A 22340-nucleotide genomic window follows, 5' to 3' on the forward strand; every position below is an offset into this window, starting at 1 on the left:
ATGACAGCAGGTTGGGTAAGCCTGTTTCCTGGACGGCTATGTTGAATTGTCTTTTTCCTCGTGTGGTTTGCAACTTTTATTGATTTGATTGATGAAATCTGGATATTTTTTGTTGAACCCCACCGAAGGAAATGATCACAATGATTTTAATAAGGGCGGCAGAATCAAAAGATATTCCCTCTCTAAAAAAGCTTTTTCTACAGTTGGGCTATCAGACAGACACTGAGAGCTTAGAACAACGTATCTGTGAGACGCAGAGTACGCTTTGTACTTTAGTGGCTGAATTAGATAAGGAGGTTTGTGGAGTTGTTGTTATGAACTTTATCACACCTGTTCATGAAAATAGCTTATGGGCATTAATTTCAGCTCTGGTCATAGATGAGTCGTCACGTGGGGCGGGGATAGGCCAGCAACTTCTGATTGCCTCTGAGCGCATGGCCCTCGATAAAAAATGTTCTCAGATTGAGCTTTCAAGCAGTGAAAGAAGAACCAGAGCGCACAAATTTTATGAAGATAACGGATACAAAGAAGTAAGGAAGCGCTTTGTAAAGCTCCTTGCTAATTTGCCCCTGGTTTATTAACCCTGCAGGGTGATAGCACAGTCCATTCCTGGCCCAAAGCAGTCATCTCAACTATGGGATATTCCTGATGAGCTTCCGATTAGACAACTCTAATGAGCTTTGACAATCTATGTAACAGCAATCTTGCCCAGGGGGTCGGAGCCTTGTGCAAAGAAGAGTGTTATCCTGAAAGTCGGGATGCCAGCGAAACCAGCCTGTAATGGATGAAACTCGCGCCACAGATCTGCTCAGCGCTTCATTGATTGTGCATCCCGGTGGCGTTCTGCCATGTAACGCCCCGGAGATGTTCCCAGTAATTTGCGAAAAAGGGTTGTAAAGCTCGGTACGCTCTCGTAGCCGAGCGAACCGGCAACCTGCTGGATCGATACTCCCTTTGCAAGCCATTCGACAGCGAGCATGATCGTGAGTTGCTGTCGCCAGCGGCCAAAACTCATACCGGTCTGTCGGCTTATCAGACGCGCAAGCGTTCGCTCACTGAAGCCAAGCCGCTTTGCCCAGTCGCTCAACGTTCCTCTTTCTGCTGGCGATTGAAGCATCAGGTCCGCCATCCGGCGCAAACGTGTATCGACAGGCATTGGTAAGTGAAGCTTCTCGGGCGGGGCAGTGGTGAGCTCATCGATCATCACATCAAAAAGACGGGTTTCAGCGCCACCCTGTTGGTAAAAAGCGGGAAGGTGAGCAGAGCGGATCAATAATTCGCGCAGCAGAGGCGTCACCGATATGGCACAGCACGTCGCAGGCAAGCCCGCCGCTAAGTCTGACGCAATGAACGTGTTGTACCCCTCCAGGCCACCCGCAGCCTTGAGACTGTGAGCGATCTCTCCGGGTATCCACATCGCGCTGCCCGGCGGCACAATCCATAGTCCTCCGGCAACCTCACAGCTCAGCGCGCCCTTTTGCACAAACATGACCTGTCCTTTCTGGTGGGCATGCGCTTCCAGCTCAAACCCATTCAGGTCAGTGAGGAGAAAGCCCATTGTCACAATTGGGCGAGGGAGCGTATCCGGGTCGATCCAGTCGGCACCGGCCAGCGACTGATTAAGTATTGGCATACCACCATTATGCTCAGACGTCTCGCCATGTGGCAAGATTGAATAATAATTTGTCATTTCTTCGCAATGACGACCGGTTGCCAGTTCCTTATAGTCCCTTTTGTCGCAGACGCATTTTCTCTCCGGAGGAAACCCCGTAAGCAGATGCTGACCAGCCGGTGATCAGAATGATGGACTCACTAAACAAATCGACGTACGTGAAACGGTTCGTCAGTGGCCTCACTTTTCCAGATTATCCAAAACAGCGCCTTCGCCACACGATCTGCCCTGAACCAAAAAAGGAACAACCATCATGACCGAACAAAACTGCACGTTACGCGGCGACTACTCGACAGCGCGTCTTACCCAGCGTTACCGCTTTGCCGATCCGAATATGGATTTATTCTTCCTCGGCGCGTTGGGCTGGGGGCCGACGGGCGGGCTTTCGGTGGGCGAAGCCTTTCATATTGCGTCGCACATTGAGGACGGTAACCCTGACACCTGGACACAGGCCTTCGAGCGGCAGGGTGAGGTGCTCGCGGCACAGGCAGAGCGCTGGGCCGGACAGGGCGTAATGCGCGCAGCCGGTGAAACCCGTCTTAAAGCGTTTGCCTGCTACCGTTCAGCGTGGCAGTTCGTCCTGCCGGGCGCATATTTTTCGGCTTTGTTTCGCAAAGGACAGGAGCTGTTCGATCAGGCCATGCAAGAGTTGGGCTTACCGACAACGCGCTTTGAGGTCGCTTATTCCGGCGGTAAATTACCGGGCCATTTTTTCCCTGCAAACGACCAGGCAGCACCGACAATCCTGATTATCGGTGGCGCGGATACCTGCCACGAGGACCGTTTCCTGTCACAGGGGCGCTATTATCTGGAACGCGGCTATGCGGTTGCTCTGGTCGATCTGCCGGGGCAGGGGTTGGTGGCAGAACAGAACTTGTACTGGGAAGCTGAAATCGAACGACCGATCGGTGCAGTGATCGACACTCTGGTTGCCCGTTTCGGCGTGAATACACAAAAGCTGGCTATGCTCGGCATGAGCCTCGGAGGCTATTTCGCCTGCCGCGCGGCAGCGGAAGAACCACGCCTTGCGGCCATTGTCGCGACACCCGCGCTTTCATGTCCCGAAGAATTATTCCTTGCCGCTGCCGGAGCAACGAAGAAAGAAACGCACACTCCATCGGATGCAGCCCACCGCAATATGCAAGTTCTGCTCTGGAAGGCTGGCGTCGATAACCTGACAGCTCTGGCCGATAAGTGGCAAAGCGCCACCGCCGCTCCCGCGAAGGTTAATGTTCCCTTTCTCACTGTTGTTGGCGGCCAGGAGGGTGCCGTATGGAAGCAGCAGAGCATCGAATGGCACAACGCCATTCCGTCGGCGAATAAGCGATTAACGATGCTGGATGCAGAAACGGGCGCTGACGCCCATTGTCAGGGCAACAATCCCCTGCGCCTTGTGCAGGAGGTGGATGCCTGGTTGCGTGAGGTTTTGTGACAGCAAACTTGCCGGGGGTCACAACCAGAAAAAGGCAGATGACCAGGGAAGGATGCCGTTATCTGGTAAACGAGGGATATCAGGCCCCTCTGCGCGTAGTTAGTGTAAAAACGAGATATTGGAACGGCGGCTGTGAGCGAGGAGCTGAAGTTAAAACTTCTTCTCACTGATTATACAACTTTAACTAATTATCCAAAGCGCCAGTTAATAGGGAGAATGTCAAACGCTATGGCGCTGAAAATGAATGTGTCGATTATTTCTTCTGAAGAAACACCACATGTCTTAAGCTGTTCTGTACATGAAGACTGCATTCTCTTTGATAACTGTCACTGGATTATTCATCCCCTTCCTGGAGTTCAAAGCAGATATTTCTTACTGGAGCGATAATTCGAGTTACCAAAGGCCCTCCCGATTGCCAGCTTAGTGTAGAAAAAAGTACAGTTTTTTTCGCAATAGCCCATGCCCAGCTAACTCAACATAATAGCGCCAGCCGTATTCAACGTCCCAGGAAGAGAAAAATGACTCGTATTACGAAAGAACAGAAAGCAGCGATGGACTTTGTGGATCAGCTCTGTTTTGATCAACTGGTAGTTCATTGCGGAATGACTGCTGCTGAGCGGCAACAGACAAAGGAAATCGTGACGCGTGTAAATCAGATGGCTGAAGAACACTATACCGGTGCTAATGCAGAAGCCATCAAACATATGGCTTACTGCTTTCTGGAAGTCTACCTGGCGAATACGCGTGATGAGCTGATAGAGGCGATTCCTGTGGATGTTGAAGCGATAGATCTTCCTGAAGAAACCATTGCAGATTATGATCGTTACAGTACCAATTACCAGTTGGCGTTTATGCTTGTTGTCATCGAGAAAGCGACAGGTTTTGATACTCGTTATGCGCTGGAAATCGCTGAAACCCTAAAGGAAGAGTTTGCTGGCTATTCGGCGCTGGTTCGGCGCGATCTGGTGAAACGCTGTCTGGCCTGGGAGTCTGTGGATGCACCACTGAAGGCCTACTGCTGGTTGATCGTCACAGGGATACTGCCTGCGAGAAAAAATGGTCCTGAACGGATTAACAACTCCGTTACGCCTGAATTTGCTACCCGCCTGACCTTAATGGCCAGTCATGAAATGATAATGCAGTATCTGAAGGTAACGCTCGGTGCAAAGAGTGCAGCATCAGTACTGGTTCGCAATAACAACTTGAAATTAAATGAAAATTATATTGAAAGATTACTTGACGTCGAACACTCATTCAATGAAGCCAGTCTCAGGCCAAGCCTGAGAGACGTGCCGCTGATCACTATCCGTGATTTCAATAATCCGCAACGGGTGCAGAAGTTCTTCAGCAACTGGGGTAGCCGTAAGACAAGGTTACGTATGCACACAGGGACACTGGCCAGCTGGCCGGGATATCTCGGCGCTGCCATGATTGAAATTCGCCTGGCCGACGAATACCTTTCTGCGGCGCAGGAAAAGTTTCGCCAGGGCAGCCGCAATGTTTACATGAGTGACCTGAAGGTTCCGCCGATTTTCAATGCCTTTGATAATCAGCACACCCTGAGCGCAGAAGTGCAAGGAAAACTTGCTACATATGGTCTGCAGATTAACGCAGACACTCTGTACCGCACGCATGTGATGATCATAAAGACGACCCTGCAATTACTTCATAGTTACTGTCATTTGACGCGTACAACCGGTGTGGTCATGTCGGCCATCGAAGATGACATTTGGTATATGTCTCTCTTTATTCATGGCGACAAAGTAGCAGCTCAGCAGCGTTAGCGGTACATAACGGGATCGCCAGGCACATAACGTGCAACCCGATCCTCTCAGGCCTGCAGTAAACTGCGGGCCGCACTGATGCAGCCTCTTGACCTGCTCCCTATTGATTGGCACCGATTGTTCTCAGTAACTTCCGCAACTGGCACAGGGCTGCTGTTGCAGCCCCGACAACCTTAGACTTCAATCGACTCCGAGATCTCTAACGCATCATCGACCTCAATGCCCAGATAACGGACTGTGCTTTCGAGTTTCTTATGGCCCAACAGAAGTTGGATCACCCGGAGGTTCTTAGTTTTCTTGTAGATTAGGTAAGGTTTTGTTCTTCTCATGGAATGTGTGCTGTACAGCGAATCGTCGAGACCAAGTTTTTCTACCCACCCATGAAAGATTCGGTTGTATTGCCAGGTTGAAATGTGCTGGTTAGTTCCGACCCGAGACCGAAACAAGAAGTCTTTACTGTGCAAATTGCCAAGCTTTATCAATGCAGAAACAGCTTCTCTGGTCCCTTTGGTTATCTCAAATTGCACAGGACTACCGGTTTTCTGTTGCAAAACCGTTGCTCTGCTTGAAACAGAGCTGCCATATGCAACATCAGATACTTTGAGTTTGACCAGATCACAGCCCCGAAGCTTACTGTCCAGGGCCATATTGAACAGAGCTAAATCGCGCGTTTTACCTTCCAGTTCAAGTCGGATTCTGATCCCCCAGATATGAGATATCTGAAGTGGTCTTTTTTGGCCGATGATACGGTCTTTGTTCCACGGTGACGTGTTCATACTCAAATCTCCTGCAATGTGGGAGATTTGAGTATGGTTGTCCCTTATGAGCGAAGAGTGGAAATTCACAGCTCCAACAACTACATGGCCAACATTGAGGTGTCTTAATCAACGCGGAGCAGGTCAGTTACTGAAGTTTTTTTCTGTTTCTCGTCCACCTTGAATTATGAACAACATTAGAAGATATTAAGTTTTGAACGAATAAAAATGATCGTATTTTTATTAATCAGATAATTATAATAATCTGAGGCGATGAATGAAATTAGTGAAGATTGTAGGGTATTGCGCAGGTGGAGTTGCAGTAGGTGTTGCTGCTGTTGCTTTAGCTCCATTCACGGGTGGCGGCTCGGTCTTGGGTGCTGCTTCATTAGCAGGATCACTGCTCGGTGCAGAGGCTCTTGCTGTAGGGGCTGCTGTAGTGGGAGGTGCTGCTGGAGCGGCTGCAAGCGTTGCGGATGACTCTGCAACTGAAGCCCGTCGCCAGAGTGATATTAATCAAGGCAGGAATGAGGAGCGGGCTCGCCATACTGCCGAAATGCATGCACTGAAACGCCAGATCACCGCGCTGTTGGATCAAATTGCCAATCGTGACCAATTCATTGTCGCTGCATTCGGACTTGGCATAGCATGCGCTTCCACTAGTCGTAAACTCACAGACAATTTGATGGAAGAGCTGGACTGGCTGATTTGCGGGATAGGTACGAGAGCGCAGCTGCCTGCAATTACACAAAATAAAATTTCAGAAATGAGAAGTAACCCACCCTCAACAAATTCAGCCAAAGCGTTGATCAAAAAACATGCCTTTACTAGCAGTGAACACGAAGAAATCTTCAACATCATTATCAATACAGTTGCCGAATTTACTGAAGGTAGCCTCCAAACCGCCCATGGATTCTGACTGACCTGCCCCCACGATTAGATACAACACTCAGTTAGTAACGTCGGAATCTTCATTCTCAGAATGACCCTTTCTCCAGCCCGCTGCAAATTCAGACGGTGTCTGATAATTCAGCGTGGAGTGCGGGCGGCATTCGTTATAATCCTGCCGCCAGTCATTAATAATTTTCCTGGCATGAACGATATCGCTGAACCAGTGCTCATTCAAACATTCATCGCGAAATCGTCCGTTAAAGCTCTCAATAAATCCGTTCTGCGTTGGCTTGCCCGGCTGGATTAAGCGCAACTCAACACCATGCTCAAAGGCCCATTGATCCAGTGCACGGCAAGTGAACTCCGGCCCCTGGTCAGTTCTTATCGTCGCCGGATAGCCTCGAAACAGTGCAATGCTGTCCAGAATACGCGTGACCTGAACGCCTGAAATCCCAAAGGCAACAGTGACCGTCAGGCATTCCTTTGTGAAATCATCGACGCAGGTAAGACACTTGATCCTGCGACCGGTGGAAAGTGCGTCCATGACGAAATCCATCGACCAGGTCAGATTGGGCGCCGCCGGACGGAGCAGCGGCAGACGTTCTGTTGCCAGCCCTTTACGACGTCTTCTGCGTTTTACGCCCAGGCCACTGAGGTGATAAAGCCGGTACACGCGCTTATGATTAACATGAAGCCCTTCACGGCGCAGCAACTGCCAAATACGACGGTAGCCAAAACGCCTGCGCTCCAGTGCCAGCTCAGTGATGCGCCCTGATAAATGCGCATCAGCAGCCGGACGGTGAGCCTCATAGCGGCAGGTCGACAGGGATAAACCTGTAAGCCTGCAGGCACGACGTTGCGACAGACCGGTCGCATCACACATCAACATCACGGCTTCCCGCTTCTGGTCTGTCGTCAGTACTTTCGCCCAAGAGCCACCTGAAGCGCCTCTTTATCCAGCATGGCTTCGGCAAGCAGCTTCTTGAGTCTGGCGTTCTCTTCCTCAAGCGACTTCAGGCGCTTAACTTCAGGCACCTCCATACCGCCATACTTCTTACGCCAGGTGTAAAACGTGGCATCGGAAATGGCATGCTTGCGGCAGAGTTCACGGGCGGGTACCCCAGCTTCGGCTTCGCGGAGAATACTGATGATCTGTTCGTCGGAAAAACGCTTCTTCATGGGGATGTCCTCATGTGGCTTATGAAGACATTACTAACATCGGGGTGTACTAATCAACGGGGAGCAGGTCATGACAGTTTCTAATTGCTTGCTGGATATAGGATAGTGACATGGATAATGCTCAACGACATAAAATGCGATTAGCTAACATTCGACAGCACCAATCAGCAGCAAGGAAAGGTAACCTGGCGATGCCTGACTTGTTTGGATTAAGCCTAATCAATGCCGAAGATGCCCGGTTTATTGAAAATAACGATATGGCTGCTGCCTATGTTGGCGAACTCTATAGTTACGAAGTTAAAGATTCAGATATCGCAGAAATTACTGATTTAATCGCAAATATGGATGTGGAAAGCGGCTCTAATTCAATTCTGGAACCCGTCTTCCTTGGCCTTATCGATGGCACCATGCGGTCATTTAAGCTTGGTACTAAGCAAGGGATCACCGCGTCACGACTCTATAACGAATGCAAAGTATTTTCGTATGCCAAACCGCAGAGCAATACGACGATTGATAGTTATACCGAACAGCTCAATGAGCAGGTGAACATCGCGATATTTGATAAACGGTCAGTCTACTATAAGGGAAAAATGACTCGCGATGGCAACGTAACCACGATGCGAAAAGATTCAGATCCGATTAAAGAAAAGTATTTTGGTGACGAGAATACTGCCCAAGATGGTTATGATCCTGATAGCGTTATTTATAAAAACAAGAAATATGCCAAAAGTGAAGGTTTACCGGGGCAAGCTGCTCAAGCAGATCATGTGGTGCCTTGCGCAGAACTTTGCAAAAATCTCAAGAGCAACAAAGCATTGACTGTTGATGACATAAAAGACATCATCAATATTGAAGAAAATATTGTGATTACCAGCCAGGTAAATAATGCCGGTGGCAATAAAGCTAAACATGATTTGACGCGTGACGAATTACAACAGCAAATTGACCAGGGCTACGTACTTAGTAAAAATAAGCAGAATAAAATAGTTCTTACGGAAAAAGACAAAGAAGTAAAAGCGAATCAAATTAAGAGAATGGACGAAGCACAAATTGCCTTAGATAAGAAAACAAATGAAACAGTGTGGGGTAATGTCAAAAGCAACAGAGAAGTTCAACAGAGACTGGCTGTCGATGCGGGCAACGCTGCGGGCCACCAACTGCTGGGAGAAGTGATTTTATTTGCAATAAAACCGCTCTACTATGAGTTAAATGACTGTCTCAGAAATGGCATTGAAGATGGGATTGCCGCAAACAGTTTCAAAGAGGCGCTTAAGGAACGCTTTGGCCGGATGAAAATGCATATTATGGAAAAGGCAGCTAACCTTTTAAAAGGTGGACTACTCTCCTTTTTTAAAAACTTCATCAGCATGCTGCTCGAAGGGATCCTTAACTGCTTCGTTGGCGTATTTAAAAAAATCGCTCGGGTAGTTAAGGAAGGCGTAAAAATATTGATGCAAATTGCTCCTATCCTGAGGGACGCAAACAAATCACCTGCGCAAAAAGGCGATGCCATTCTAAAGCTCATTGCAGGCTCGGTAACTATGTTTGCGGGTATCGCTATCGAAAGCTGGCTCAGTGGCATGGGCATGGGTGAGCCGTTAAGTATAATTGCGGCCTCATTTTTGTCTGCTGTCTTAACCGCACTCACCATGTATGCGCTGGATAAAATGGATTTGTTTAACATCAACAAAGGATTAAGAACTCAACGTATTTCTGAAATTCTCAATCTGGAGATTGAAAATACAGAACATGAAATTATCGATTCCCTTACTCTCCTGACTTAGTAAGGGTTGAGCGTTAATAAGCTTTCAGTAGTCCTTCACAATAGCTTCGGTTGTGTCTGGAGGATTACTTTGTCATCGCGTTGATATAAATTAGAAACCATTATCGCCATTACCACGCATTAATCCGTGTGCATTACCGAACCGGCGATTCAGAATTAAATAGCACCTTTATGTGTCTACCCATAATTCAGTGCGACTGTAATTGTATTATAAGTGATCGCTCAGGCGATTACCTTACTCGATCCTAAAATGGTTCATCGCCAGTTTAGGATTGGCATACTGCACCTTTTTGAAACGTCCGCTCCTGGCACACAGGGGACATCCGGGCACGGCAGATTTCCCCTGGACGCGCTGTCAATTCTGCCCAAGTATGCAAACCGAAATCATTGGAACGGCTCATGAATATCCAATTCACAAACATTACCCCGGCCAGCCCAGGGTTTACGGAGTTAAAATTAAAGAGCATGGCTGAAGGATTTAACATGCTACACCGACTGGAAGAAAATTGGTTAAACGGACAGAACCGCTTTGACAGGCCCGGAGAAAAACTGCTTGGGGCTTATGCTGATGATTTAATTGTTGGCGTGTGCGGACTTAACATCGATCCCTTTACGAAAATAACTGGCACCGGACGTCTGCGGCATCTCTATGTAGACACGGCATGGAGAAGAAATCATGTTGGCAGCGGTTTGCTCAGTGAAATACTTAAAGATGCTGGCCTCTGGTTTGATTTTATCAACACCAACGCACCATCATCGGCATTCACTTTTTATGAACGAGCCGGCTTTGTTGCTTTATGTGATATGGATAAAGTTACACACCACTTTTGCCTGAGAAAGCAAGCACGGTAGAACATTCTCGTTTTGGACACAGCGCCGATTGTGTCCTGTGTCAGATGGCCAGGGCATATTCTTTGTATTGACGATTTTTTCAAGAAAACTGAGTTCAATTACCATATTTAGTCCTTAAAATAGCGCCGGGAAATCTTCGAGCATATATTGCTTTAAAATCAGACGCTCTGTTTCAAGCTGTGGCGCTTGCTCTATCAGCATGGTTTTCCCTTTATTCTTAGTTTTATGATTTATCAAATTTACCGCCATGAGCGCATTGGTTCCAAAAAATCGGCAATTCCTGCTCATAAAAACACGCGCTGAACGTCTCTGTTTCCATTTTTCACTGTCTGGCAGACTGTGGACCGCGGTAATCGCCGCCCAGGGCTTTAATCAAGGTGATATCGGTGCTGAGCCGCTGGGCCTCGATATCCAGCAGCACAAGCTGCTGCGCGATGGCCGGACGACGCGCCTCCTGCGCCGCATAGTAGCTGACCAGTCCGCGCTGATGGTGCGCGCTGGCGCTGCGGGTGGTCATCATCGCCGCCGCGACTTTCTGCTGCTGCAGCGCGGCCTGCTGGTTCAAATCGTTCAACTGGCTGGAGCTAATCGCCACGTCGCGCACCGCGTCCAGCACCGCCTGGTTGTACTGCTTAATTAAAATATTGCTCGCCGTACGCGTCGATTTCAGGCTGGCGTTTAAGCGCCCGCCGTCAAACAGCGGCAAATAGAGCCCCGGCAGCAGGTTGATCTGCTGGAATGAGGACTTAAACAGATCGCCGACGCTCAGCGCATTGTAGCCCCAGAAGGCTTTGATATCGAAGTGCGGGTAAAACGCCGCTTTTGCCGCGTCCACCTGGTTCATTGAAGCGCTGACGTAGCCGCGCAGCGCCTGCAGATCCGGGCGACGGGCCAGCAGTTCAAACGAAAGCGAATCCGGGAGCGTCTCCTGCAGCGCCGGCAGCGGCACGGGATGAATCTCCGGCATGCTATGCGCATCGGCGCCGATCAGCGCCCGCAGCGTTTCCCGATACTGCGTCAGCGTCCCCTGTGCCGTAATCACCTGCTGCTGCGCCGCCAGCAGCTCCGCCTGGGCGTTGGCGACATCGACGCTATCCTCCACGCCGCGCGCGGTACGATGCTCATGCGCCTGCACCGAGAGCCTGGCGATAGCCTCCAGTTGATTAAGTAATGCGATTTTCTGGAAAGTTGCCTGCATCGCGAAATAGAGCTGGGCCACGCTGCTGGCAAGATCCAGCTCGATGCCGGCGGTCTCCGCCTGGCGGGCGTTCTTTTCGCCAATCGCGGCGGCAACGCGGGCGCGGTCGGCGCCCCATAAATCGATATTCAGCGTCGCCCCGACGCCAACCGTATTCAGCGTGTACCAGGGGCCGTTTTTATCCACCGGCAGGGAGAAGGAGTAGGGCCAGGTGAACTGTTTATTGGTGACCCGCAGACGGTTTTGCGCCGCCACGGCGGTGGCCTGCACGCCCATTGCCGACTGCGCCAGCTCGACCGTGGACTGCGATTGCGAAATACGCAGCCGCGCCGCCAGCATGGTGGGGGAGTTCTGCAGCGCGCGATTGACCAGCATATTTAGCTGCGGATCCTGATAGCCTTCCCACCAGCGCGCCGTCGGCCAGCCGCTATTCGCCAGATGGATCACCTGCGCCAGCTCGGCCTGCTGCGGATTGACCAGCGGAACCTGGCCGGGATCGTCCTGAATTAGTGCGCACCCGGTTAACAGCGTCAGGGCGAAGGCAAACACCGGGGATCGCGCGGCGCGCGGGAGAGTGGAGGTTTTAATCATGATTGCATTGCCTGTCGCGGAATATCGGAAGACGCAAATGGCCACGCCGGCAGGGCGGCCAGCGCATTGACCAGCGGCGCGCCAAATGGATTCGCCGGGTCCGGGAGAAGCGCCTGAGGGCGTTCTGTTGCAGTTTGCTGCGCGTCGATATCGGCAGCGTAGCCTTCAAGCCGCCGGGCGCAGCGGGGTAAAAAAGTATCCCCCGGCGCGGCGTACAGACGATAGCCTTCGCTGAGGCGCAGGATCTCTTCCGCCTGATGGAACGTCGCCCGCACCGGCCAGTTTTTGGCTTCCGGCCACGGGTGGGCGTAGGTTCCCAGCGGCTCGGCGGCTACCCGGTTGATTAAGGTTTCGCTCTCGGTCAGCGCGGCAAATAGCTGCACCAGTTGAAACTCATCGTCGCTTGAGGAGAGGGTCTGCGCCAGCTGGCGATAAAGCTGCGCCAGACGCGCTTTGAGCTGCGGGGCTTCGCTATCCGGCCATAAATAGAGATGTACAATTGAGGAGACCAGCACGCCGAGCAGGATACCGATAACCCGGTCGCGCAGTTCGGTAAGGTTGCTGAGCGGGCCAAACCAGCTCAGGAACGCCAGCGCAAAGGTGAAACCTATCTGGATCCCGGCGTAGGCGATGCGCTCTGAGCCTGCCGCAATCCACGCGGCCAGCGCGAACACCGGCAGGGTCATCGCCAGCAGGCCGCTCAGCGAGTCGGTCCAGGGCTGCACAAAGACGATCAGGAGCAGCGCAATCAGCGTCGCCAGCAGCGCGCCGCCGATGCGCAGCCACGTTTTCTGCAGGGTAGCGCCCAGACCCGGCTGGGCGACAATGACGCAGCTCAGCATAATGGTGTGAATGCCCTGCCAGTCGGCGGCGGTATAGAAAACGTAGCACAGCAGCGTCGCCAGCAGCGTTTTCAGGGCAAAGTGCAGATAGGCGGGATTGGACCATGCGTCCGGCAGCAGCAGCGGCGCTTTTTCCACTTCACCCTGCGGTAACGCGATGGTTTCGCCGCGCGCCAGCCGCGCCAGCACCCCGGCGATCTCCTGCAAAATGGCGCTGTTATCGCTATCGCGTGGGACCATCAACGGCTCCATATCCGCCGCCGTGGGGCTGGGCAGATTATCCGCCAGCGCGTTCAGCGCGCGGGCTATCCGCTGGCGCGCATCGGAATGGTCGCGGCCCGGTTGTAGCAGCGCCGTTAAATGGTAGCAGCGCAGCGCGGCGGCCATCAGCGATTGCCAGGCCTGCGGGCTGGCGGCAATCTCCGGCGTGGCGCGGGCGGCTTGCTGGTACAGGGACTGCAACTGGTTAAACTGGCCGGCGATCTCTTTAAAGGAGGGTTGCGGCGCCCCGCCATCCGGTTGGCTAAGAATCCGCGCCGTCTGGCGCAGCATGACCACCAGCCGGGCTTTAAACTGATAGCCGGGGAACGCCTGCTGGAAACAGGCGTTGACCAGCAGCGTCACCAGAATGGCGGTGTTAATCGCCACCCATAGCCACAGCAGCAGGCGTACCAGAATTTCGCTCTGGCTGGTCATCGACGGGAAGGTCTGGGCGTAGATGACTGCCAGCGCCACCACGAAAAACGCCAGCCCCAGCTTGCCGAGGACCCGCATCAGGTAAATCGCACAGAAGAACAGGATCACCGAGGCAACCAGGCGAATTAGCGGATAGTCATAGGTCCACTTAATAATCAGCAGTACGCCGCTCAGGGCGACGCTGACGGTCACCACGAAAACCACGCTGACCAGCTTAATCATCAGGACGTTAGGCTGGCTGACGTAAAACACCACGATCAGCGCCACGGCGAGGAAGGGAATATGCAGCGTCATAAACAGCACAATCAGCACCGCACAGCTGAGCGTCAGGCGCAGGGTATAGTTCGCCCGCCCCGGCGCATCGCGGAGTTCCCGGGTCAGAAACGGCCACAAGCTTTGCATGCCGTCTCCTTATTGCGGCTGGAGAACGGCGCTGGCGGAAGCGCCCATGCGAAACAGGTTCGGGTCGGGATCTTTGACGGCGATTTTAACCGGGAAGCGCTGGGAGACATGGACCCAGTTGATGCTCTTCTGAATGACCGGCAGGCCTTCAATGACGCTGCCGCCGTCGGGCAGAACGCCGGTGCCGACCGAGTCGACTACGCCCTCGAAGGTGCGGCCATGGTTGGTCATTACGGTGATTCTGGCCGGAACGCCGGGCCGCACACTCTGCAAGTCGGTTTCGCGGAAGTTTGCCACCACGTACCAGTGGTCGTCATCCAGCAGGGTAAAGACCGGCTTAAGGGCCGAGGCGTACTGGCCGATCGTCGTCTTCAGCGCCACCACCACGCCGTTAAACGGCGCGCGCACTTCGGTAAATTCGAGATGCAGCTCGGCCAGCGCAATTTGCGCCAGGATCCCCGCGCGCTGCGCCACCATGGCATCAACGCCGGTCACGGCCGCGGAAGCCTGTTTCGCCTGCAGCAGAGTGGCCTCCAGTTCGGCGCGCGCCGCTTTTTCGGCCGTTCGCGCCTGATCCAGATCTTCTTGTGAGGCAAACCCCTGCGGTACCAGCGGCTCAAGGCGTATGCGTGAAGAGGTGGTCTGCTTAACCAGCGCTTTAGCGCGTTCAACGGCGGCGTTGACCGACTGCGCGTTGTACTCCTGCGCTTTGATGGTGCGCTGGGTCAGCATAATCTGCGCATCGAGCGTGGTCAGCCGCGCTTTGGCATCATCAAGCATCGCCTGGTAGGGACGCGGGTCGATGCGGAACAGCAGATCGCCTTTTTTCACCCGCTGATTGTCGCGAATCGGCATTTCGACGATCCGCCCGCTCACTTCCGGCACCACGTCGATGGTGTCGGCATAAACGTAAGCATCGTTGGTTTCCGGCGAGGTTTGCAACTGCCAGATAACCAGAGTCAGCGCCACGATCGCAGCGAGAACGAGCGCCAGCAGGGGCCATTTTTTGCGGATAACGCTTGAGCGGGATTGGGTCATAGGGATCTAGTTTACGAAGAACAGGAACCACAGAATCGTGGCGAACAGGAACATCAGCGCCAGATAGCTGAAGACCAGTGGAGAAAATCGCGATTGCCATCCTTGACGCACAATCAGGATATGGCAGGGAATAAGTAACAGCGCGGCGCCTAATAAGCAGAAGAACCAGCCGGGAAATGCTGCGCCTAAAACCGGAATCGCCGGGGATAATGAGCAGCCGGAGAGCGTAAATAGCGAAAATAAGAGCGCAGGGCACGCCAGCTTAACAATGCGATTCAAGACGAAATACCTGAGTGCTCGGATTAAGGTGAAATGAGTTTAATCTCCTTGATTGTGAAAGAAAAGAAACTCATCAGGTATCTCAAACAGAACGTCTCTTTTCCTCTGGTTACATTGTTTTGTGATCATCTTGCATCACCACAAATATAAAAGTAAAACTATATGGATTGTCAGCATTTTAATTCCTATATTCAAAGGATTACAAAAAATGCCGTTGGTATTTTTTACACCCTAACTTTATATGACTCACCTGGCTATGCATAACACCATATATGAAACATTGCTGGAAGCACCCGGCCCGCAAGGCTCTCTCAAAGGCACCTTGCTTAGCCCCTGTCCGAAGCCAGAACAGGTCATTCTGATTATTCCCGGATCTGGGCCGACTGATCGCGATGGTAATAATCCGCTTGGGGTTAATGCGTCAACGTATCGGCTTCTGGCGGAAAATCTGGCATTGAAAGGTATCGCAACGTTGCGGGTGGATAAGCGTGGAATGTTTGCCAGTTCAGCGGCGATAACGGACGCCAATGCTGTGACAATCAGTGATTATGTAGAAGACGTACGTTCCTGGATAACGGTATTGCAACAGCGTCTGGAAAACCCCTGTATCTGGCTTCTCGGGCACAGTGAGGGGGGGATCGTGGCATTGGCGGCGGCGCAGGAACCTGATGTCTATGGTTTAATACTGGTCGCAACACCTTCGCGCCCGCTGGGGGAGGTATTAAGAGAACAGCTTAAAGCCAATCCGCAAAATGCAATTCTGCTGGACGATGCGTTTTTTGTTATTAACGAACTGGAGCAGGGTAGACATGTTAATGTTCAGAACAGGCATCCTGCTGTGCAACATTTATTTTATCCGGCAGTGCAGAGGTTTCTTATAGACATTTTTTCCTTTAATCCAGTTCATTTGATCGCGCGTATTACTAAACCTGTACTGGTATTACAGGGGCAACGCGATCTCCAGGTAACGGAATATGATGCCCGACAGTTTAAGGCAGCCAACCCGAAAGCAACCCTTGTTCTTTTACCGGATGTAAACCATGTTCTTAAAGCGGTGAATTCTGATGACAGGGAAGAGAATAATGCGGCTTATACAAACGCATCGCTTCCCCTGGCGGCCGGGGTGGTTGAGGCCATTGTGCAGTTTCTGACGCATAATGGTAACCCAAAAGCTAAGCGGCCACTCTTTAATTAATAGACACTCTGGGAGTTGGGACGTTGAAAATTGACTGGCATAGCGCATTGCTCACCCGTTCCACAGCCATAGATAAACACTACAAAAACACGCAAAACGTTCGTCGTTTCATGATGGAACAATGCGGGGAAAACTTCCGTTTCGACCGTGATTTCATGGCCTGGATCCGCAATGATATCCCCAAAAATCTGGGCGATGTGATCGACGAGTGGAAACGCAGACAAGGTTTATAAAAGAAAATTTTTTATTCGCTTGAGGCAGACAGACTGGAGAATTGTCAGGTCTGTTATGAGCATAGTAGGGGTTAGCATGAAAAAACGTGTATCCGTAATTATGCTTTCTTTTCTGTGTGTGCTGTTATCGGCGTGCAATGATATGAAAAAAATAGAACCGGAAAAATATTTTACGGGTTCGCAACTGGTTTTGGCTAAGGCTATCCAGGCGGCAGATCGTGAGGCCATTCTCCATCTGGCGAAAAATACTGATCTTAATAGCCAGGGAGCCGAGGAGCTGACACTTTTATTTTTCGCAATGAATGAGTCTTTTTACAATAATAACCCTCCTGAGCGATTGCAGATCATAACGGATTTGGTTCGCGCGGGAGCAGATCCTCTGCAGCCGCAAATGAATATGCCGGGTAGCCCTGCTGAAATTACCGCAAAAGCTGACAAGGACATCTGGCTGAAGGCGATGCTCGATGGTGGGCTGGATCCTAACGCCAGGGATAAGGTGTATCATGAGGCCCTTATTTTCTCGGCAATTAAATCAACAAATAATTCACCTCTGGCGCTGCTAATCAAGCGGGGAGCCGATATCAATACACGAGACTCCTTAGGCCAAACGCCACTTGTCGAGGCTTTTTTTAGATCCGAATTTGAGAAGGTTTTTTTTCTGCTGGACAACGGTGCTGATCCCAACCCGGTGAATAAGCAGGGTCGCTCCTTCAGGCAGATGGTCGATTTTGAACTTCAAAGGGTTAAGAAAGGCGGGGAGTATTACGATAATTTATTGAGATTAAAAGAAAAGCTTAATAGCATGTCCCAATGATATATTGGAAAGCGTGTTAAGAGGCTATATAAGGCTCTGGAACTTAAAGGACAGAGCCTGCGCCACATGAACTGAAGCCGTGTCCGGGAAATGCCAGTTAAGGGATAATGCGCGCGGCTCTGAATTGTCTGAACAAATTGAAGAACATGGTTCGTTTCAGGTGATAGAACAGTCACTTTCGCAGATGACAGAAATTTGCTGATGGCCGCTAAAGCAGGCTTCTGCTTCATTCCGTACAGCAGAAATTTTATATCCGTTTTGGCGCGAAGCGGCCAGCATAAAGTGATGTGCTGGAAATCATCTGTCTATTTAGCATAGTCGTTCTTTTACGATCAGAATTGAATGACGTAGTGCTGATATTGTTATTTTGCTATTAATTACAATCAAAATTTGGCACATCAAATTGGGAAATTCCCTTCGAACTTTACGCGGTTATTTTATTCTGCCTTTAGCGATAAATTATAAGCATCATAAAACAATGGCTCTGCCATCTGGTGACAAGAATATTATTATTCGCTGAATATTTCATGAAAAACAATACCAGGTAAGCGGCAACCTAAAAGGCTTTTATTGTTAAAATATATGCTTTTTTAATGTGATCTGCATCACAAAATTTACCTTGCTGATAACCACAAAATTAGTGCGCCTAATAACAAAGGAAATCAGCATGTTTAATATCCGTAGGATCGAACCGGCTTTTAAAGAAGATATGTATGGTTTCACGCAGAGCCTGCTCAGCTATATCAATGGTGAAACGAATAAAACACCAGATAGCGAAAAACTGCGTGACATAACGCACCGGGCCTATCATCAGGGCGCAGTTGCGGATCAGAAAATTGCCCAGCATGCCCTTTTTATTATTTACCAGAGTGTTCTGGCTCATCCGCTCTCTGCCCCTGCATCCCGGCAGTACGACCCGGCGTTGCTGGAAATTAAAAAAATCATCGAGAATGAATGGCTGGAACATGAGTTCGGGCAACTTTCTCTACCCGAAGAGGTGAATTCAGCCCCGCGTTATGGTGATTTTTTAAAAACGGTGTGGCATGCACATAATGCTTCGCATCATCCCCTTTTTGAGTTTCTGGAAAAGGATGCTTCAACGGAGCAACTCTATTATTTCTTCAAAAGCGACAGCGCACTTAATCTGATTTTCTTTGATCTGGTTGCCTATACGCTGATTGGCTCCCAGCCGGAAACCCGCGGTACTATCAGTGAAAACCTGTGGGATGAAATAGGGCATGGTGACAATGTGTTTACGCACGTCAATCTCTATAAAGATGTGCTGGCGCGGCAGGATATAAAACTGCCAGAAAACCATTATATCGACATGTACGGGGCAGAAGCACTGGCCGGACACAATGCCTTCATGATCGGTTCTGTTAATCGCAGCCACTATTACAAACTGCTTGGGGTAATGGCTATGACGGAGGTGCTGGATCCGCCCCAGTATGAAAAACTGGTAAATGGATGTCTGCGTCTGGGCCTTATCGATCGCGATGTGAAATATTATACGGAACATATCACCATTGATATCAAACACGGGGATGACTGGCTTTATAACGTCATTGATGTGATTGCCGGGAAGTACCCTGAGACCCGCCGGGAGTTCTATCTCGGCAGTTTACTGAGGCTGCGGACCGCGGAGCGCTATTACGATCAACTGATGCAGAAATTGATGCAACTCTGATGATACCGGCCCGGAGGGAGCTCCGGGTTTTTAATTATGCTGAACAGGAGTGGATGTGTGGCTTACTTACTGCTGGCGCTGGCCGCTATTTTCTGGGGTGGAAACTATGTCGTGGGGCATATACTGGTTCAGTACGTTGACCCCTACGGACTGAGTCTAATCCGCTGGGGAGGGACAACCCTGCTGATGCTTTCGTTTTACTGGAAGCGATTCTGCGTCGATTTCGCCTCGATGCGAAAGCATATTCGCATAAACATTCTCCTCTCTTTCCTGGGGCAGGTCTGTTTCCCGCTCAGTTTATACATAGGCCTTCAGTACACAACTTCCCTTAACGCAGCTATCTATATTTCCAGCACACCCTGCCTCGTTCTGCTTATTAACCATTTTCTTTTCCGTGAATACATTTCAGCGCGCAATATTGCGGGTGTCGTGGCCAGTACGGTGGGGGTGCTGTACCTCGCATTTTCCAGTGCCAGCGGTAACGGGCGGATGCAGGCTTTTGGCCTGGGGGATGTGCTGACCATTATTTCCGCGTTGAGCTGGGCGTTTTACTGCGCATTTCTGCGTTTTAAAGACACCACGGTAACAAATACATCCTTTGTCGCTTTCAGTTCCCTGTTGGGGACTTTAATACTCGTACCGATGTTTATTCTCCATGCCGCGTTTGCAGAGGCGTATCGGGGCGTTATTTATAGTGTGTCACCCTCTGTTATCATCGGTATCCTTTATCTGATTATCTTCCCGTCATGGCTGTCATATGTGTTCTGGAATAAAGGCGTATCGCTGATTGGTACTACCCGAAGTGAGATTTACACCCATCTTATCCCTGTCTCCGGCGGTATTATGGGCGTCGTATTTCTGGGCAATGAACTACACACCTACCACATCGTCACCCTGGTTCTGATTGTCTCCGGTATCGTCTGCTGTTCGTCCCGACATTCCGTCAATAACCGCCCCGAACAACAGAGTGAGCGCTCATAAGATTGCAGCGCCACAGATACGCCGGGTACGCCTGGCACGAAGCAGACAGGCCGAAGCGCGGTCTGGTCTGCTATGCGCGAATTGCTAACATATCCAATCCGCATCAATGCGATAACGTCAAAACAAAAGTGTGCTTAAATCAGAGATCCCTAAGTCAGAGTACTTGCAATGACATCTCAGGAGTCTAATGTGCACGTTGAAACATCCCGCTTATCCCTTCGTCCTGTCCTGGCATCAGATGTCGCCGATCTGTTCAGGATTTATGGTGATCCGGCGACGAACACATTTAACCCCGCCGGGCCATACCCGGACATTGATTATGCAAAAGCGGTGCTCATTCGCTGGCTCGACCATTGGCACACTCACGGGTTCGGAAACTGGGCAATATCACTGCGCGATCGTCCTGAAACAATCATTGGTTTTGGCGGGCTGAGCATTCGAAGTTACGACGATATTATGATTAATAACCTTGGCTATCGATTTTCAACTGACGCATGGGGAAAGGGTCTGGCCACAGAATTTGCAACCTATGCGCTGAGATATGGATTTGAAAATATCGCGTTTACCGAGATTTCCGCTGTCGTAAGACAAAACCATCTGGCGTCGCGCAAGGTGCTCGAGAAAGCAGGGCTACGCTATATCAAAGACATTTATGATGTTAACGATGCGCCGCCAAGCCTTCTGTTTTCACTCACCGTGGATGAATGGCTGAGTAATTCAAAATAGTCTGGATTAACGCCTGCTCTGAGTGTGACGCGGGGGCCGACGACGCCTGAGGAATGCCTTCCGGGAATACTTCCCGAAAGGCTTCAAAGATGATGAGTGCATATCTCCCTGAATACGCTTGTACGTATCAAAAGATACGAATCCTTTCGCTGCGCGTTTTTAAGCCAGTCCCGCACCCGCCAAAGGCTTGCAGACATAGACAGTTTCTTTAATGCCGGTTTTAGCTTCGTACTGTGCCGCAACGGCCTCTTTCACCGCAGGCACCAGCGCTTCCGGCACCAGCGCGACCACGCAGCCGCCAAATCCGCCGCCGGTCATGCGCACGCCGCCTTTATCGCCGATGGTGTTTTTCACGATCTCCACCAGGGTGTCGATGTGCGGTACGGTGATTTCGAAATCATCACGCATGGAGGCATGGGATTCCGCCATCAGGACGCCCATACGCTGCAGGTCGCCTTTTTCCAGCGCGCTGGCGGCTTCCACGGTACGCGCATTCTCGGTCAGCACATGGCGGACGCGGCGGGCAACCACCGGATCCAGTTCGTGCGCGACGGCGTTGAACTGATCGATATTCACGTCACGCAGCGCTTTTTGCTGGAAGAAACGCGCGCCCGTTTCGCACTGCTCACGACGGGTGTTGTACTCGCTGCCTACCAGGGTGCGTTTGAAGTTACTGTTAATGATGACGATGGAGACGCCCTCCGGCATGGAGACCGCCCTGCTGCCCAGCGAGCGGCAGTCGATCAGCAGCGCGCTGCCTTTTTTACCCAGCGCCGAGATAAGCTGGTCCATAATGCCGCAGTTACAGCCGACAAACTGGTTTTCCGCTTCCTGGCCGTTCAGGGCGATTTGCGTGCCGTCCAGCGGCAGGTGGTACAACTGCTGGAACACGGTGCCGACCGCCACTTCCAGTGAGGCGGACGAGCTCAGGCCCGCGCCCTGCGGCACGTTACCGCTGATCACCAGATCCGCGCCGCCAAAGCTGTTGTCACGTTTTTGCAGATGTTTCACCACGCCACGCACATAGTCTGACCACTGCTGTGAAGGGTGGGTCGCAATGGGGGCGTCGAGTGAGAATTCATCCTGCTGGTTGTCGTAATCGGCGGCGATAACGCGCACGGTACGATCCTGACGCGGTGAACAACTGATCACGGTCTGGTAATCGATGGCACAGGGCAGCACAAACCCGTCGTTATAATCGGTATGTTCGCCGATCAGGTTTACGCGCCCCGGCGCCTGGATGGTATGGGTGGCAGGGTAGCCAAATTTTTCAGCAAACAGGGACTGTGTTTTCTCTTTCAGACTCATGG

Annotated in this window: 20 protein-coding genes; 12 read left to right on the plus strand and 8 right to left on the minus strand. The window is 51.1% G+C overall.

Features of this window, described 5'->3' with window-relative positions; genetic code table 11:
• Window positions 1-140 precede the first annotated feature (140 nt).
• Entirely contained in the window at window positions 141-581 is a 441-nt protein-coding gene (locus tag MRY16398_RS12880; RefSeq protein WP_125125664.1) for a GNAT family N-acetyltransferase, read from the plus strand.
• Window positions 582-808: 227 nt separating this feature from the next.
• On the opposite strand, the gene MRY16398_RS12885 is transcribed toward MRY16398_RS12880, so the two are convergent.
• Complete coding sequence (locus tag MRY16398_RS12885) at window positions 809-1633, minus strand: AraC family transcriptional regulator (protein WP_125124520.1); 825 nt, start codon at window positions 1631-1633, stop codon at window positions 809-811.
• Window positions 1634-1925: 292 nt separating this feature from the next.
• On the opposite strand from MRY16398_RS12885, the gene MRY16398_RS12890 reads away from it, so the two are divergent.
• Both MRY16398_RS12890 and MRY16398_RS12900 read left to right on the plus strand, forming a co-directional pair.
• Window positions 1926-3104, plus strand: a complete 1179-nt coding sequence (locus MRY16398_RS12890; protein ID WP_125124521.1) for an alpha/beta hydrolase family protein — start codon at window positions 1926-1928, stop codon at window positions 3102-3104.
• Between the two features lie 518 nt (window positions 3105-3622).
• On the plus strand, window positions 3623-4888 hold the full coding sequence (locus MRY16398_RS12900) for a hypothetical protein (RefSeq protein WP_125124523.1): 1266 nt from the start codon (window positions 3623-3625) through the stop codon (window positions 4886-4888).
• A 173-nt stretch (window positions 4889-5061) separates the two neighbouring features.
• Here the strand turns inward: MRY16398_RS12900 and MRY16398_RS12905 are convergent, their stop codons facing one another.
• Window positions 5062-5664 carry a site-specific integrase gene (locus MRY16398_RS12905; RefSeq protein WP_125124524.1) on the minus strand — a complete coding sequence of 201 codons (603 nt, stop codon included), beginning with the start codon at window positions 5662-5664 and terminating at the stop codon, window positions 5062-5064.
• Between the two features lie 256 nt (window positions 5665-5920).
• Between MRY16398_RS12905 and MRY16398_RS12910 the strand changes: the two genes are divergently transcribed.
• Window positions 5921-6562, plus strand: coding sequence for a hypothetical protein (locus MRY16398_RS12910; protein WP_012124395.1), 642 nt, complete (start codon window positions 5921-5923; stop codon window positions 6560-6562).
• Between the two features lie 30 nt (window positions 6563-6592).
• On the opposite strand, the gene MRY16398_RS12915 is transcribed toward MRY16398_RS12910, so the two are convergent.
• Window positions 6593-7713, minus strand: a protein-coding gene (locus MRY16398_RS12915; RefSeq protein WP_087451024.1) for an IS3-like element ISSen4 family transposase whose coding sequence is annotated in 2 segments (ribosomal slippage) — window positions 6593-7455 and window positions 7455-7713 — 1122 coding nt in all. Because the reading frame shifts where the segments join, the coding sequence is not laid out codon by codon here.
• A gap of 110 nt (window positions 7714-7823) precedes the next feature.
• Here MRY16398_RS12915 and MRY16398_RS12920 point away from each other — a divergent pair.
• Together MRY16398_RS12920 and MRY16398_RS12925 are read left to right on the plus strand one after the other, a co-directional pair.
• Window positions 7824-9497, plus strand: coding sequence for a hypothetical protein (locus MRY16398_RS12920; protein ID WP_232034405.1), 1674 nt, complete (start codon window positions 7824-7826; stop codon window positions 9495-9497).
• Window positions 9498-9895: 398 nt separating this feature from the next.
• A complete protein-coding gene (locus MRY16398_RS12925) occupies window positions 9896-10348 on the plus strand; it encodes a GNAT family N-acetyltransferase (protein WP_125124525.1) in 453 nt (150 codons plus the stop codon).
• A gap of 322 nt (window positions 10349-10670) precedes the next feature.
• Here the strand turns inward: MRY16398_RS12925 and MRY16398_RS12935 are convergent, their stop codons facing one another.
• Genes MRY16398_RS12935 through MRY16398_RS12950 form a run of 4 tightly spaced genes read right to left on the minus strand, consistent with a single transcriptional unit; the run spans window position 10671 to window position 15394 of the window.
• Window positions 10671-12137: an MdtP family multidrug efflux transporter outer membrane subunit gene (locus tag MRY16398_RS12935; RefSeq protein ID WP_125124526.1), complete on the minus strand. Its 1467-nt coding sequence runs from the start codon at window positions 12135-12137 to the stop codon at window positions 10671-10673.
• Window positions 12134-14077 carry an FUSC family protein gene (locus MRY16398_RS12940; protein ID WP_125124527.1) on the minus strand — a complete coding sequence of 648 codons (1944 nt, stop codon included), beginning with the start codon at window positions 14075-14077 and terminating at the stop codon, window positions 12134-12136. The genes MRY16398_RS12935 and MRY16398_RS12940 overlap by 4 nt, the downstream gene beginning before the upstream one ends.
• Window positions 14078-14086: 9 nt before the next feature.
• Window positions 14087-15115, minus strand: coding sequence for a multidrug transporter subunit MdtN (mdtN, locus tag MRY16398_RS12945; RefSeq protein ID WP_125124528.1), 1029 nt, complete (start codon window positions 15113-15115; stop codon window positions 14087-14089).
• Between the two features lie 6 nt (window positions 15116-15121).
• On the minus strand, window positions 15122-15394 hold the full coding sequence (locus MRY16398_RS12950) for a YtcA family lipoprotein (RefSeq protein ID WP_041851459.1): 273 nt from the start codon (window positions 15392-15394) through the stop codon (window positions 15122-15124).
• 256 nt (window positions 15395-15650) lie between these two features.
• Here MRY16398_RS12950 and MRY16398_RS12955 point away from each other — a divergent pair, with 256 nt between their 5' ends.
• The 6 genes from MRY16398_RS12955 to MRY16398_RS12980 all read left to right on the plus strand — a co-directional run bounded on the left by MRY16398_RS12955 (window position 15651) and on the right by MRY16398_RS12980 (window position 21030).
• The gene (locus tag MRY16398_RS12955) at window positions 15651-16589 is read left to right on the plus strand and encodes an alpha/beta hydrolase (protein ID WP_232034406.1); all 939 of its coding nucleotides are present in this window, start codon (window positions 15651-15653) and stop codon (window positions 16587-16589) included.
• A gap of 23 nt (window positions 16590-16612) precedes the next feature.
• Window positions 16613-16822 (plus strand): DUF6434 domain-containing protein, encoded by a 210-nt coding sequence (locus MRY16398_RS12960; RefSeq protein ID WP_041851457.1) that lies wholly within the window; start codon window positions 16613-16615, stop codon window positions 16820-16822.
• Window positions 16823-16898: 76 nt separating this feature from the next.
• Complete coding sequence (locus MRY16398_RS12965) at window positions 16899-17636, plus strand: ankyrin repeat domain-containing protein (protein WP_125124530.1); 738 nt, start codon at window positions 16899-16901, stop codon at window positions 17634-17636.
• A gap of 667 nt (window positions 17637-18303) precedes the next feature.
• Window positions 18304-19323, plus strand: a complete 1020-nt coding sequence (locus tag MRY16398_RS12970) for an iron-containing redox enzyme family protein (RefSeq protein WP_071195268.1) — start codon at window positions 18304-18306, stop codon at window positions 19321-19323.
• 57 nt (window positions 19324-19380) lie between these two features.
• Window positions 19381-20304 carry a DMT family transporter gene (locus tag MRY16398_RS12975; RefSeq protein ID WP_125124531.1) on the plus strand — a complete coding sequence of 308 codons (924 nt, stop codon included), beginning with the start codon at window positions 19381-19383 and terminating at the stop codon, window positions 20302-20304.
• 189 nt (window positions 20305-20493) lie between these two features.
• The gene (locus MRY16398_RS12980; protein WP_079497999.1) at window positions 20494-21030 is read left to right on the plus strand and encodes a GNAT family N-acetyltransferase; all 537 of its coding nucleotides are present in this window, start codon (window positions 20494-20496) and stop codon (window positions 21028-21030) included.
• 159 nt (window positions 21031-21189) lie between these two features.
• Here MRY16398_RS12980 and galK read toward each other — a convergent pair whose 3' ends face one another.
• Window positions 21190-22338, minus strand: coding sequence for a galactokinase (galK, locus tag MRY16398_RS12985; RefSeq protein ID WP_125124532.1), 1149 nt, complete (start codon window positions 22336-22338; stop codon window positions 21190-21192).
• Window positions 22339-22340: the final 2 nt, after the last annotated feature.

This window comes from Phytobacter sp. MRY16-398, from assembly GCF_003925915.1.
Classification (GTDB): domain Bacteria; phylum Pseudomonadota; class Gammaproteobacteria; order Enterobacterales; family Enterobacteriaceae; genus Phytobacter; species Phytobacter diazotrophicus.